Annotated in this window: 1 protein-coding gene; it reads left to right on the forward strand. The window is 64.0% G+C overall.

Translation table 11 applies throughout. The annotated features are described in order from the left end of the window. Nucleotides 1–285: integrase core domain-containing protein (locus tag H5411_RS46800; protein ID WP_183128060.1), on the forward strand; the 285-nt coding region annotated here is incomplete at its 5' end. Nucleotides 286–325 lie beyond the last annotated feature (40 nt).

The raw sequence follows: 325 nt of genomic DNA on the forward strand, positions 1-325 counted from the left end.
CGTGGCTGCCAGTACACCTCCGCCCAGTTCGGTGACCTCGCCGAGGACCTGGACGTGCGTTTGTCGGTGGGACGCAAGGGACAGTGCTGGGACAACGCCGTCGCCGAATCCTTCTTCGCCACCATCAAGAAGGAACTGATCGACCGACGCGGCTGGCCCACCCGGGTCGCCGCGCACAAAGCGATCTTCGGCTACATCGAAGGCTGGTACAACACCCGCCGACTGCACTCCAGCCTCGGCTACCTCAGCCCCAACACCTACGAAGCCACCCACCGGGTAGCCTGACCACCTCAACGACCCTGTCCGTCAAAACGGGTCAACCCCA

This window comes from Amycolatopsis echigonensis (assembly GCF_014174495.1).
In the GTDB taxonomy this organism is placed as follows: domain Bacteria; phylum Actinomycetota; class Actinomycetes; order Mycobacteriales; family Pseudonocardiaceae; genus Amycolatopsis; species Amycolatopsis echigonensis.